Source organism: Aeromonas sp. R10-1, from assembly GCF_040908465.1.
Classification (GTDB): Bacteria; Pseudomonadota; Gammaproteobacteria; order Enterobacterales; family Aeromonadaceae; genus Aeromonas; species Aeromonas caviae.
In genome coordinates this window covers 197,161-209,500 of record NZ_JBFODT010000024.1, presented here as the reverse complement: position 1 = coordinate 209,500, position 12,340 = coordinate 197,161, and the positions used below count along the sequence as shown (strand labels likewise).

Genomic DNA, 12,340 nt, shown 5'->3' with positions numbered 1-12,340 from the left:
GGCACGCATGGCGTACCTCAGGAAGTGGGTGGGTGGGCGCGCTGCTCCAGATGGGTGAGCAGGGTGATGGCGCCGATGATGATGGCCGCCCCCAGCCACAAGCGACCGGGGGGCGCCCAGCCAAATACCAGCCAGCCGGCCAGCACGTTCATGGGCAGCTTGGCAAAATCGAAAGGTTGCACGAAGGAGGCCTCCGCCACGCTGTAGGCGCGGGCGATGGACATCTGGGCCAGTGCCGACAGTACGCCAGAGGCGGCCACCAGCAGCCACTGGGTTTCGCTCGGCCACTGCCATTCAGGGATCGCCAGCATGGCGTTGAACGGGGTGCTGAAGACGAGCAGGTAGACGACGATGGTGTGGGACGACTCGCTGGCTGCCTGATAGCGCACCAGCAAGGAGTAGCCTGCCCAGAAGAGGGCGGCCGCCACCGGCAGCAGGGAGGCCAGGGTGAAGTCGTCGGTCCAGGGGGCCAGGATCAGCATGGCGCCGACAAAGCCGGCCAGGGTGGCCAGGATGCGGGCCCGGCTCACTTGCTCTTTGAGAAAGAGGGCTGATCCCAGGGTGGCAAACAGGGGGGAGGTCATCAAGAGCGCGATCCCCTGCCAGATGGGGACGGGGACCGCCAGTGCCCAGAGCCAGAACTGGATGCCGGTCACCGCAAGGGCGACCCGCAGCAGGTGCAGGCGCAGCTGGTTCGTCATCAGGGACTGGCGCAGACCGTGGCGCACCAGCCAGGGCAGCAGGCAGACCAGGGCGATCAGATATTGGTGAAAGGCGACCTGGGTCGAGGGGAGGCCGAGCGTGAAGCTGACATACTGGCTCAGGCTGTTGACGGCGGCGAAGCAGAGGCCTGCCACCATCATCCAGACGGCGCCGGCAAAGGGGGAGTGCCTGCGGGAGGAGGTCATGAGATCCGGATCACGTACAAAAAGTGCGGCGGATCATAACGGCAATCGTTTGTCATGCCAAGGGTATGGAGTTTGATGAGCCCCTCTCTGCCGAGGAAATGCACAGACATCAAATTTTTTGAATGACTTGAGCATCTATTTTCGCTATCAGGCTTTAATGCCAGTCTTTATAGTGACCTCCATCGACAGCCTGGCTGTTCAATTGACAATCAAATGGAGTTTCACCATGGCCAATATCCTCGTTCTGAAGTCCAGCATCCTGGGCCAGTATTCCCAATCCAACGCCCTGATCGACGGCTACTTGGCCGAGCGCAAGGGTGACACCATCCAGGTACGCGATCTGGCGACCCTGAACCTGCCGGTGCTGGACGGCGAGCTGGCCATGGGCCTGCGTGGTGGCGAGAACCTGAACGAGCGTCAGCAAGCGGTGCTGGCCCAGTCCGACGAGCTGGTCGCCGAGCTCAAGGCGAGCGATCTGGTGATCATCGCGGCCCCCATGTACAACTTCAACATCCCGACCCAGCTGAAAAACTGGATCGATCTGGTGGCCCGTGCCGGCGTGACCTTCCGTTACACCGAGACCGGTCCGGTCGGCCTGGTGGAGAACACCCGCGCCCTGGTGGTCAGCCCCCGTGGCGGCATGCACGTGGGCAATGCCACCGACCTGGTGACCCCCTACATGCGTACAGTGCTGGGCTTCATCGGCATCACCGAAGTGGACTTCATCTATGCCGAAGGCATGGGCATGGGTCCGGAGGCGCAAGCCAAGGGGATCGAGCAGGCCAAGGAGCAGCTGGAAACCCTGGTTTACTGATGCGACTCGGGGCCTCCCCAGTATCCTGAAACAACAACGCAGCCCTCGGGCTGCGTTGTTGTTTTTGCGCAGGCATCACGCTCTGGCGTCGTTATTCGCGCAGGAAGTGGCGACAGCCGCTGCCTACCATCAGAAAGACCGCCACCAGGGAGGCCAGCAGCAGGGTGGTGAGCCACTGCTCGGCGCTGCTGGGGACCTGGGGAAAGAAGAGGCTGATCACCAGCAATGTGCAGAGGGTGATCAGGCTGGTTGGTCGAATGAGGCGCATCATGGGTCATCCTTGGCTGCGGGTGGTGAACAAGAGGCTAACCGCGGTCTGTGACAACAAGATGTATCCATACCTCTTGCGAACATCAACTGACCGGGTAGCCACCACCTTAGCAGCTTTTGCCGACGGAGCCAGCGGCATGGGTCGGGTTGTGATCCGGATCCCTATCTGAACTGCTTCTGATCTTCCTGATAGTGGAAATCGCCGCTGGCCAGCCTGGCGACCAGGGCCTCCTTGTCGAGATCCTGCGCCCGGCAAAGATCATCGAGATCCTCGTAGTGATCACGCAGCTGCATGTTGACCAGGCTCAGCAGCATGTTGACATCCATGGTGGCAAAGTTGTTCAGCTTCATGAGGGTTGCTCGTTGTCCAGCAGGTGAAGTTGTTCGATGGCATCGCTGACGCTCTGCAGGTGCAGGCGAATGCTCTGACGCGCCTCGGCCGGCAGATAGTCGGTGAGGGTGTGCTGCCAGCTTCCCGCCTCCGTCTTGAGCTGCTGGAACAGGGTGAGCCCCGCCGGGGTGAAGGAGACCAGGCTGATGCGCTTGTCCTGCACGCTGTTCTCGGTGAACAGGATGCCTTTCTCCACCAGACGATGGATCTCGCGGGAGATCCGTACCTTGTCCATGCCGCTCGCCTCCACCAGCTCCTTCTGGCTGATGGGGTAGTGGGGGCCGAGCACCATCATCAGGCGCCACTGGGGCACGGTGAGTTGGTACCGCTGCTGATAAAACTGTTCAAAGGTATCGCGCACCATCTCAGCGGCGTGAACCAGCTGATAAGGAGGGTAGTGCGCGAGCAGCTCAATGATCTTCGACATATGACATCCTGCTGTGGCGGCTGCATCGGGTGCAGTTTCTCTTGATACTTTGGCCTTGATGATACGTAACACAGGGGCATTTGTCTGACCAGTCACCAGAAAAATGTGCGTTTGCGCACGTGTTCTGTCATCGAATCGGCAATTGGGGTCTCAACTGGCCTGCTTGCCCGCACTCTTTCGCAGCCATATCAAGGCGTTGTGGGTCAGCCAGGCCTCGCGACTCTGCAAGGCGTAGAGCGCCGCCTCGTCACGGCTGCCTCCCTGCCAGCGGCGAGGCTCCTGCTTGGGCAAGCGGCGCTGGCCCAGCAAAGTGGCGGGCACATGGGGATTGACCTCCATTGCCGCCGCCAGATGAGGGCGCGCCGCCGCTTCCCCTTCGCAGACAAAGCTCATCAAGGCCTTGTTGTAGAGCAGCCAGCAGGAGGCTTCATCAAAGCGCACCAGCAGTTGTTGCAGGGCATCCCATTCCCCTTGCCAGGCATAGAGGGTGGAGAGGGGGTGGCGGCAAGCGGGCTCGTCGGCGCGACAGAGGGCGAGCAGGGCCAGGTACTCATCCCGAGCCTGCCCAAGCTGCCCAAGTCGCAGCAGACAATCGGCTCGACCGGCCCTGGCCGCGATCAAAGGGCGTGCCTCAGGGACCTGCCAGCCATGGCCCGCGTGGGCTTGCCAGAATGCCTCATCGAACAGGAGGTTGGCATCGGCAATGATGCGCTCGAACCAGCCAAGGCGAGGGAGGGGATCGCGGCTCTCTGCCGCCAGCTCGAACCACTGCTGCCACTGGCGAGTCTGCTCGTTGTCCAGGGTCGGGCTCTCTTCAGGCTCGGCCTCGTAGTGATCCTGGCCGAGCAGGAGGTTGAGGGCCGTCTTCATCTGCTGGCGTTGACGCTTGCAAAAATCGAGGAAGGGGAGCTCGCTGGCCGCAGCCTGGTGCAGCATCATGGCCATGGGCTTGTCGCGAAACAGGCAGAGCTCGGCCACCAGGCTGAAGCGATGGCGGGTCGCCGGATCGTTCAGGTCGGTCGGCGCCGGCCAGCAGGCTACCCCCTGACTGAAGCCATAGCTCCATTGGCCCAGAGGATGGCGCTTGTCAAACACCTGCTCCGGGTTGTCGGTAGAGAGGCGACACTGGCTCGGCAGGGCTAGCTGCGCGTCGTCGGCCTGGGCTTCCAGCTCGGCGATCAGGTGATGCAGCGCCTCGGCACTCTTCTCGTCCAGCGCCGTATCATGAGGCAGCAGGCCGGCCAGCGGATCTTGCCAGTCGGGGGCTACGGGCCCCGTCAGACGGGCGCACAGGAAGCCGTGCAGGGCGGGGTAACTCATCTCCTGCTGGCTGTGGGTCTGGATCCATTGATTGAGATGACGGGTTCGAGTGGCTGGGTTCATCGACGCTTCCTCTGGATTTGACGGCCGCGAAGTCTACCTAAAAGTGGGGTTATTTGCAGCAAAGGGGGAACTGAATGCTGCTAATATCGTCAATCTGGCCGCCCGGGAGCGGGAAAAGAGGTCAGACACAGGGGGGAGGGGCTAGGTCCTGCTGCCGCTCTGGGGTAACATGCGCGCCTGCATGACATAAATCGGCCCCGTCCTCTCTCATCCGACGGCGGCGATGCACCTCTATATGACGGGTCTTCCATGAGATGGGCCCATCCGGATATTGAAAGAAGAGATCACCATGTTACAGATTGGCAAGATGAACACCCTGACCGTCGTCGAGATCGAGGAGCGCGGCGCCTGGCTGGCGGCGGGGGAATACGGCGAGCTGCTGCTGCCCAGGCGCCAGTTGCCGGAAGGCGTCGCCGAGGAGAGCGAGGTGTCCGTCTTCCTCTATCTGGATGCGGATTGCGAGCCGGTGATCACCACTGACAAGCCCTTCGCCATGGTGGGGGACATCGTCGGTCTCAAGGTGGTCAACGCCAACAAGATTGGTGCCTTCCTCGACTGGGGCATGAAAAAGGATCTCTTCGTACCAAGCCGCGAGCAGAACAAGCCGATGCAGGTGGGCCATGTCTATCTGGTGCATCTGATGCTGGACAACGAAGGGCGCATGGTCGGCACCAGCCGTCTGGAGCGCTTCCTGCGCATCGACCCTCCTTTCAAGAGCGGTGACGAGGTGACGGTGCTGCCGGGGGAGCACACCCCCCTTGGCATCAAGGCCGTGGTCAATGGCCAGTACGCCGGCATGCTGTTCAAGAACGAGGTGTTCGGCCGCGTGATGACGGGCCGACCGCTGACCGCCTGGGTCAAGCAGGTGCGCGAAGATGGCAAGCTGGACCTGACCCTGCAAAAGCCGGGGCTGGCCCGGATGGATGACGCCGGCGCACGCATTCTGCTGCGCCTGCAAAAGCAGGGGGGCAGCCTTGCGGTGGGAGACAAGAGCGATCCTGACGTCATCTACAAGATGTTCAGCATGAGCAAGGGCACCTTCAAGAAAGCGATTGGCGGCCTCTACAAGCAGGGCAAGATCGTCATCGAGGAGCACAGCATCCGCCTCGTGGGCTCCGACACGCCGGCAGGGGACGAATAAGTTGCCGAGTCCCTGCATCGGTGACTGCCGGGCCAAAGAGGGGCTCTGCCTCGGTTGTGGCCGCACCCTGACCGAGATAGGCCAGTGGTCCGTCATGGACAGCGAGGCCCAGCTGACCCGCATGGCCGAGCTCGATGGCTCGAAGAGCACCCATGCCTGCCCGGGCTGCGGCGAGCCGGCGTTCTGCGCCGTGTCGGCGGGGGAACCCATCGAGCGCTGCTGGTGCAACCAGCTTCCCGCGTTGCCCATGAGCGATGCCAGCGCCTGCTGGTGTCGCCGCTGTCTGGCCAAGGCCATCGCGGCACGCCCCTGACTCGGGCATCGCAAAAAACGAAAAAGGCGCCTGGGGCGCCTTTTCTTATGCCTGTTGCTGGCGGTGCCAGCGGATATGCACGTCGTGCTCGCTCTGATCCCGGGGGAGCAGGAAGGTGGCGTAGATCACCTCGAACTCGTCCTGATGATCCAGCAAGCCGACCCAGACCTCGGCCCAACGTGCCATGTCCACCGGCTCGCCGAGTTCGGTTGACCAGTCGGCATTGGGCAGGGTTGCCTCCACCGCGCCACGTTGCTCGAACTCGAGGGTGATGTCGACGATTTGTTCGGGGGCCAGCATGTCGGCGGCCTGCTCCAGAAACTGATCATAGGCCCACTCGACCAGCTGATCCGGGCTACGTTGTTCCATGAAATCACTCCAGATACGTCCAGGTTCGCCACTTTAACAAGTATTGGGATGGGCAGCCAGCCCGGGGGCGGTGACGCCGTGCTGTCAAATGGCGGGATCAGGGGATAAGGTTAACAGAGCCGCCAGCAGGGGCGGCGTGACGGGGCGGCCTGGCAAGATGAAGCGACGACAGTACAGAAGGCAGATCAAGCGGCGGCGCGAAACCTGGTGGTGGCACTATCTGCCCCTTCATCGGGAAACCGTCGGCGGCCATCTGGGGCCCGCCTCTGATCCGCAGGATGGCGCTACTCTGTGCCGTGGACCCGGTTCAGGGTGACTTGCCCGAGTTGACCCATCTGACGACGGATCCAGGCCGAGCGCTGTTGCACATAGGGTGAGGGGGGCTTGACCCGATAACGCCAGGGATTGGGCAGGGCGGCGGCGAGCAGGGAGGCCTCGTAGCGGGTGAGGCGTATCGCCGGTTTGCCGAAGTAGTGCCTGGCGGCCGCCTCGGCGCCATAGATGCCGGGTCCGAACTCCACGATGTTGAGATACACCTCGAGAATGCGGGACTTGTCCCAGCCCAGCTCCATCAACAGGGTGAACCAGGCCTCTATCCCCTTGCGCAGGAAGCTGCGATCGCTCCACATGAAGAGGTTCTTGGCGGTCTGCTGGCTGAGGGTGCTGGCACCGCGCACCCGCCCGCTTTGCTGGTTGTGCCTGAGGGCCGAGCTGATGGCATCCATGTCAAAACCGTGATGTTCGGCAAAGCGCTGATCCTCGGCGGCGATCACCGCCAGTTGCAGCTCCCGGGAAATCTGCTCAAGCGGCACCCAGTCGTGCTTCACCTCGGCCACCTTGGCAGGGGGAAACAGGGCGCGTTCGAGGCGCCAGGTCCACATGGGAGGGTCGATGAAGCGCAGCAGCGCGACCGAGACGATGGTGCTCGCAAAGGCGGCCAGCAGCAGCTTGCCGAGCCAGCCCAGCAGTCGCCGTCTGCGCGAAGGCCTCACGGGCTCGGGCCCGCCGTCCCAGTCATAGTGGCCAGGATCATCGGGATCCGGAATTATTGGGGCAGCCATTCGATGTGGCAGAACTTCTCGTCGACACGGCGGGAGAGCAGCATGCGGGCAAACAGGTGCTCGTACTCTTCTTGTTCGTTGCCAAGGCCGACCCAGATCTCGGCATAGTCGGCGTCGCTCACCTCAAATCCCACGTCGGCCGCCCAGTCGTCGGCGGGATCGGTCTCCGCCAGCAGGCCGCGGTCGTTGAACTCCTGATTGAAGCGGACGATCTCCTGCTCGGGCAAGTTGTCGGAGGCCAGCTCCATGAAGAGTTCGAGGGCGGTGTCGAGCAGTTCCTCGACGCTGTGCATTTCGTCATTCAAAGACATAAAAGCCGTGTTCCAGATAAGGGGGGAGGGAAAGTCCGTCGGCAGCGCCTCGGGGTGCGCGGTATTCTAGCTGGCCCTGATGCCCTTGGCGAGATGCCGGGACGCCAGGCATTAAAAAACCGGATCCTGGGAAAGGATCCGGTCTTCATTGGGGGAAGGGGTCGCGCATGGTGCGTCAGCTCATCCCTTCTTCTGGTCGTCGGCAAAGGTGATGTTGAGCTCCAGCACCGACAACTCGTCACTCTTCTGATCAAGCTGGACGGTGATCTTGTCCGGGTCGATCTGCACGTATTTGCGGATCACGTCGAGGATGTCCTGCTTGAGCTGGGGCAGGTAATCCGGCCCCCCTCTGGATGAACGCTCGTGAGCCACGATGATCTGCAACCGCTCTTTGGCCAGTTGTGCGGTGTTCTGTTTCTTGTTGGAACGAAAATAATCCAATAATGACATGCTTAACTCCCGAACAGTCGGCTAAAGAAGCCTTTCTTCTCTTCTTCCAGAAAACGGAAATCCTTGGTGTCACCCAAGAGGCGGGCGACGGCGTCCTCGTAGGCCTGACCGGCATCGGACTCCTTGTCCAGAATGACCGGCTCGCCGGAGTTGGAGGCGCGCAGCACCGCCTGGGACTCCGGGATCACCCCGAGCAGTTTGATGGCCAGGATCTCCTGTACGTCCTGCACGCTCAGCATGTCGCCGCGGTTGACGCGGGTCGGGCAGTAGCGGGTCAGCAGCAGGTGCTCCTTGATGGGATCCTCACCGCGCTCGGCACGGCGGGACTTGGAGGCCAGGATACCGAGGATGCGATCCGAGTCACGCACGGAAGAGACTTCCGGGTTGGTGGTGACGATGGCCTCGTCGGCGAAATAGAGCGCCATCAGGGCGCCGGATTCGATACCGGCGGGGGAGTCGCAGACGATGTAGTCAAACTGCATCTCCGCCAGCTGATCCAGGATCTTCTCCACCCCTTCACGGGTCAGGGCATCCTTGTCCCGGGTCTGGGAGGCGGGCAGGATGAACAGGTTTTCGCAACGCTTGTCCTTGATGAGGGCCTGGTTGAGGTTGGCTTCCCCGTTGATGACGTTGACGAAGTCATAGACCACGCGCCGCTCGCAACCCATGATGAGGTCCAGGTTTCTCAGACCAATGTCAAAATCGATGACCACGGTCTTGTGGCCACGCTGGGCCAGACCGGTGCTCAGTGCCGCGCTGGTTGTCGTCTTGCCAACGCCACCCTTGCCCGATGTAACGACTATGATTCGCGCCATTCTCGCTTCCTTGTAACTCTATTTGATTCGGTCTATACGAAGTTGTTCATTGTCGAGCCGGATATGGACCGGCTCTTGTATCACGCCTGCAGGCAATGCATCGCTGAGCTGGAAGGTGCCCGCGATGGAGAGCAGCTCGGCCTGCAATTGCTGGCAATAAATGCGGGCCTTGGGATTGCCCTTGGCCCCTGCGATGGCTCGGCCACGCAGGGCACCATAAACATGGATGCTGTCATCGGCGATGACTTCGGCGCCAGGGCTCACCGAGCCCAGCACCACCAGCGAGGTGCCGGCTGCATAGATCTGCTGACCGGAGCGCACCGGGCCCACGTGGACCTTGCTTGCCTCCACGGGCGCTGGCACCGGGGGAACCGGTGCGGCCTCCACTGGCTTGGACTCAGGTACTGGCGGCGTCGGCTCAGGTTCTGCCTTGCGGCTCTTGCCTGACACCATGACGGCGAGGCCTGCCGCCTTGGCGGCCGTCTTCATCGCCTCGTCCCGCGCCCCCGTGATCCCGACCAGCACGAAGTCTTCCGACTCGACCAGCTCCCTGAGCTGTTCGAAATCGGGGATCGCCTCGAGGCGTTCCACATTGAGGACGAGGGGGGCACAATTAAAAAACTGGGGGGCCTGCGCGACCTTGGCCTCCAGCAGTTGTCGGATCCGGGCCGGATTGCCATCGCTGAGATGCAACACAGAAATAGTGAAGGTGGTCCCTTTCAATTCGTTATCGCGTTCAACCATGAATCTTCCCCGAACCGAGACGGTAATACGTTATTGTTATTCAATTCCTGATGTTATAGTTTGCCACCACCAGAGGCAATAAACCCGTCGGATTATATCAATTTCCATGTTGTGTGCAGTCTATAAAAGTCGCAAAAAAGCCGAGACCTATCTCTTTATTGAACGAAGAGAGGACTTTTCCCGCGTTCCCGAGGTGCTGATGAGTACCTTCGGGCATCCCGAACTGGTCCTGATGACCAAGCTGGACCCGGCCAAGCCCCTGGGGCTGGCCTCCACGGAGCGGGTGATGGCCGCCCTGAAGAGCCAGGGCTTTTATCTGCAGGTGCCACCGCCACCGGAAAACCTGCTGGAGCAGCACAAGGCGCAATTAAAGGGCGCACGATGAGGGCGGGGCGGCTGGCACTGCTGTTGTCAGGCGCCCTGTCGGGATCGCCGGTGCAGGCCGGCCCCGATTTTGACCAGTACGTGGCAAGCCTCAAAGAGCAGGCGCTGGCGGCGGGCATGTTGCCCGAGACGGTGAGTGCGGCCTTTGCGGATGTCCACCTTGTCGATGCCGCCATCAGGCACGACAAAAATCAACCGGAATTCAAACTGACCCTGGACACATATATTCCCCGGGCGGTGCCGGAATGGAAAGTCAAGCAAGCCCAAACCTTATATCGCCAGCATTTGCCGCTGCTCACAAAAATAGGCCGGGAATATGGGGTACAGCCCCGCTTTATTGTTGCCTTGTGGGGAATTGAAACCAATTTCGGCAAAATAACCGGCCATTATCCCCTTATCTCTTCTCTCTCGACCCTGGCCTGGGACGGTCGCCGTGAAGCCTTCTTCAAAGGCGAGTTGTTCGATGCCCTGCGCATTCTGGAGCAGGGACATGTGAACCCCGCCAACTTCAAGGGATCCTGGGCGGGGGCCATGGGACAGGTGCAGTTCATGCCCTCGTCATTCCTGCGATACGCGGTGGATCAGGACGGGGACGGCAAGAAGGATCTCTGGGGCAATCTGGCGGATGTATTTGGATCGGCTGCCAATTATCTGAGCCAGAACGGCTGGCGCGAAGACCAGACCTGGGGACGGCGGGTGAGGGTGCCAGAACGCCTGGACCCCGCCTTGCTGGGACTTGATACCCGCAAGTCCCTGGCGACCTGGCAGGCCCTCGGGGTTCGCCAGCAGGACGGCTCACCTCTGCCTGTGGTCGACATACAGGCCTCCCTCATCCGCCCTGACGATATTCACGGGCGAAGCTACCTTGCCTATGACAATTACCGGGTACTGCGTCACTGGAATCGCTCCCCCTATTTCGTGGTGGCCGTCGGCACCCTGGCCGATCGCATCGTGAAATAGCTCTCCCCCGTTCTCCTGTCACGGCGAACGGGTGGAGGTGATATGCCCGTCTCTTTTTATCCCTTGTCGGCCTCCCTTTATCCACGAACGCTGCCCTTTAAATCGCGACCCCCAAAAAAAAAAGCGGGAATATATCCCGCTTTTTTCATGTCATCGCGACTCGGCGTTAGTCGCAGGCAACCTGCATCACCTTGATGGCCAGGCCACCGCGGGAGGTCTCGCGGTACTTGGAGTCCATGTCCTTGCCGGTGATGTACATGGTCTCGATCACCTTGTCCAGCGACACGCGCGGCTTGGAGGTGCGACGCAGGGCCATGCGGGAGGCGTTGACCGCCTTCATGGCGGCGATGGCGTTGCGCTCGATGCAGGGTACCTGTACCTGGCCGGCCACCGGGTCGCAGGTCAGACCCAGGTTGTGTTCCATGCCGATCTCGGCGGCTTCACAGACATGCTCGGGGCTGCCGCCCATCAGCTCGGTCAGGCCGGCGGCGGCCATGGAGCAGGAGACGCCCACTTCACCCTGGCAGCCCACTTCGGCGCCGGAGATGGACGCGTTCATCTTGTAGAGCATGCCGACGGCGGCAGCGGCCAGATAGAAGCGGGTGTACTCGTCGCGGCCCACCGGCTGGATGAACTTGTCGTAGTAGGCCAGCACGGCCGGGATGATGCCGGCGGCGCCGTTGGTCGGTGCGGTGACGACGCGGCCACCGGCGGCGTTCTCTTCACTCACCGCCAGGGCGAACATGTTGACCCAGTCCACGATGTTCATGGGATCGTTGGAGAGGTTCTCGTTGGTGGTCAGCTGGCGGTAGAGCGGCGCGGCGCGGCGCGGTACGCGCAGCGGGCCGGAGAGGACGCCCTCGGTGCGGCAGCCGCGCTCGATCCCTTCCCGCATGGTGGTCCAGATCTTGCCGAGTTTCTTGTAGATCTCTTCCGGGGTGTTGAAGCACTTCTCGTTTTCCATCATCAGGGCGGAGATGGAGAGACCGCTCTGGCTGCAGTGGGCGATGAGCTCGGCGGCACTCTTGAAGGGATAGCTGACGGACATGTCGCCGCTGTCACCCTTGCCAAAGTTCTCTTCGTCGACGATGAAGCCACCACCGATGGAGTAGTAGGTCTTGCTGTAGACGGCGTCATCTTCGATGAAGGCGGTCAGCCTCATGCCGTTTTCGTGCAGGGGCAGGGCCTCGTCATGGAAGATCATGGCGCCCTTGGGGAAGCTGACGGTGTGGCAGTGCAGGCCGATGGGCAGACGACCGGTCTGCTCCACGCGGGAGATGAATTCGGGGATGGCGTCGATGTCGACGTTCTCCGGCAGGTTGCCCGCCAGACCCATGATGATGGCGGTATCCGTGTGGTGGCCTTTGCCGGTCCAGGAGAGGGAGCCATAGACATCGACCTGGATCCGGGTGATGTCACGGATCTTGCCGCCAGCACGCAGTTCATCCACGAACTGTTTGGCTGCCTTCATGGGGCCGACAGTGTGGGAAGAGGAGGGGCCAACACCGATTTTGAAGATATCAAAAACGCTGATCATGTAACAATTACCTCAGGGTAGAAGGGGGCGCCATGCCCACTCGCAGAAAAGGGATCCATGGG

General features: G+C 61.5%; 17 protein-coding genes. 5 read left to right on the top strand and 12 right to left on the bottom strand.

The genetic code is table 11. The features are described 5' to 3' along the window. Window positions 1–17 precede the first annotated feature (17 nt). Complete coding sequence (locus AB5Y93_RS12445; RefSeq protein ID WP_041211382.1) at window positions 18–908, bottom strand: DMT family transporter; 891 nt, start codon at window positions 906–908, stop codon at window positions 18–20. Between the two features lie 226 nt (window positions 909–1,134). On the opposite strand from AB5Y93_RS12445, the gene AB5Y93_RS12440 reads away from it, so the two are divergent. Beyond that, on the top strand, window positions 1,135–1,722 hold the full coding sequence (locus AB5Y93_RS12440) for an FMN-dependent NADH-azoreductase (protein WP_368229476.1): 588 nt from the start codon (window positions 1,135–1,137) through the stop codon (window positions 1,720–1,722). Window positions 1,723–1,813: 91 nt separating this feature from the next. Here the strand turns inward: AB5Y93_RS12440 and AB5Y93_RS12435 are convergent, their stop codons facing one another. The 4 genes from AB5Y93_RS12435 to AB5Y93_RS12420 all read right to left on the bottom strand — a co-directional run bounded on the left by AB5Y93_RS12435 (window position 1,814) and on the right by AB5Y93_RS12420 (window position 4,193). Further along, window positions 1,814–1,993 carry a hypothetical protein gene (locus tag AB5Y93_RS12435; RefSeq protein ID WP_182953690.1) on the bottom strand — a complete coding sequence of 60 codons (180 nt, stop codon included), beginning with the start codon at window positions 1,991–1,993 and terminating at the stop codon, window positions 1,814–1,816. 161 nt (window positions 1,994–2,154) lie between these two features. Then, window positions 2,155–2,343, bottom strand: coding sequence for a DUF4250 domain-containing protein (locus tag AB5Y93_RS12430; RefSeq protein ID WP_043155974.1), 189 nt, complete (start codon window positions 2,341–2,343; stop codon window positions 2,155–2,157). Further along, on the bottom strand, window positions 2,340–2,810 hold the full coding sequence (locus tag AB5Y93_RS12425; protein ID WP_010674639.1) for a MarR family winged helix-turn-helix transcriptional regulator: 471 nt from the start codon (window positions 2,808–2,810) through the stop codon (window positions 2,340–2,342). The genes AB5Y93_RS12430 and AB5Y93_RS12425 overlap by 4 nt, the downstream gene beginning before the upstream one ends. Window positions 2,811–2,960: 150 nt before the next feature. Continuing rightward, complete coding sequence (locus AB5Y93_RS12420; protein ID WP_368229475.1) at window positions 2,961–4,193, bottom strand: UPF0149 family protein; 1,233 nt, start codon at window positions 4,191–4,193, stop codon at window positions 2,961–2,963. A gap of 271 nt (window positions 4,194–4,464) precedes the next feature. On the opposite strand from AB5Y93_RS12420, the gene AB5Y93_RS12415 reads away from it, so the two are divergent. Both AB5Y93_RS12415 and AB5Y93_RS12410 read left to right on the top strand, forming a co-directional pair. Continuing rightward, window positions 4,465–5,334 carry a S1 RNA-binding domain-containing protein gene (locus AB5Y93_RS12415; protein ID WP_042014378.1) on the top strand — a complete coding sequence of 290 codons (870 nt, stop codon included), beginning with the start codon at window positions 4,465–4,467 and terminating at the stop codon, window positions 5,332–5,334. Window position 5,335: 1 nt separating this feature from the next. Next, window positions 5,336–5,647: a DUF1289 domain-containing protein gene (locus tag AB5Y93_RS12410; protein WP_368229473.1), complete on the top strand. Its 312-nt coding sequence runs from the start codon at window positions 5,336–5,338 to the stop codon at window positions 5,645–5,647. A 45-nt stretch (window positions 5,648–5,692) separates the two neighbouring features. On the opposite strand, the gene AB5Y93_RS12405 is transcribed toward AB5Y93_RS12410, so the two are convergent. From AB5Y93_RS12405 to minC, 6 genes are all read right to left on the bottom strand, one after another. Next, window positions 5,693–6,016: an HI1450 family dsDNA-mimic protein gene (locus AB5Y93_RS12405; protein ID WP_010674643.1), complete on the bottom strand. Its 324-nt coding sequence runs from the start codon at window positions 6,014–6,016 to the stop codon at window positions 5,693–5,695. 284 nt (window positions 6,017–6,300) lie between these two features. Further along, entirely contained in the window at window positions 6,301–7,008 is a 708-nt protein-coding gene (gene mtgA, locus AB5Y93_RS12400; protein ID WP_080767838.1) for a monofunctional biosynthetic peptidoglycan transglycosylase, read from the bottom strand. Window positions 7,009–7,061: 53 nt separating this feature from the next. Further along, window positions 7,062–7,388 (bottom strand): HI1450 family dsDNA-mimic protein, encoded by a 327-nt coding sequence (locus AB5Y93_RS12395; RefSeq protein ID WP_029314491.1) that lies wholly within the window; start codon window positions 7,386–7,388, stop codon window positions 7,062–7,064. A 180-nt stretch (window positions 7,389–7,568) separates the two neighbouring features. Further along, window positions 7,569–7,838 carry a cell division topological specificity factor MinE gene (gene minE / locus AB5Y93_RS12390; protein WP_010674646.1) on the bottom strand — a complete coding sequence of 90 codons (270 nt, stop codon included), beginning with the start codon at window positions 7,836–7,838 and terminating at the stop codon, window positions 7,569–7,571. Window positions 7,839–7,840: 2 nt separating this feature from the next. Next, complete coding sequence (gene minD / locus AB5Y93_RS12385; RefSeq protein WP_010674647.1) at window positions 7,841–8,653, bottom strand: septum site-determining protein MinD; 813 nt, start codon at window positions 8,651–8,653, stop codon at window positions 7,841–7,843. Window positions 8,654–8,671: 18 nt separating this feature from the next. After that, window positions 8,672–9,397, bottom strand: a complete 726-nt coding sequence (gene minC, locus AB5Y93_RS12380) for a septum site-determining protein MinC (RefSeq protein ID WP_042863824.1) — start codon at window positions 9,395–9,397, stop codon at window positions 8,672–8,674. Window positions 9,398–9,503: 106 nt separating this feature from the next. Between minC and AB5Y93_RS12375 the strand changes: the two genes are divergently transcribed. Together AB5Y93_RS12375 and AB5Y93_RS12370 are read left to right on the top strand one after the other, a co-directional pair. Next, complete coding sequence (locus AB5Y93_RS12375; RefSeq protein ID WP_151028228.1) at window positions 9,504–9,782, top strand: YcgL domain-containing protein; 279 nt, start codon at window positions 9,504–9,506, stop codon at window positions 9,780–9,782. Further along, a complete protein-coding gene (locus tag AB5Y93_RS12370) occupies window positions 9,779–10,741 on the top strand; it encodes a lytic transglycosylase domain-containing protein (protein WP_368229471.1) in 963 nt (320 codons plus the stop codon). The genes AB5Y93_RS12375 and AB5Y93_RS12370 overlap by 4 nt, the downstream gene beginning before the upstream one ends. A 166-nt stretch (window positions 10,742–10,907) precedes the next feature. On the opposite strand, the gene AB5Y93_RS12365 is transcribed toward AB5Y93_RS12370, so the two are convergent. Next, a complete protein-coding gene (locus AB5Y93_RS12365) occupies window positions 10,908–12,278 on the bottom strand; it encodes an L-serine ammonia-lyase (protein WP_039039104.1) in 1,371 nt (456 codons plus the stop codon). Window positions 12,279–12,340: the final 62 nt, after the last annotated feature.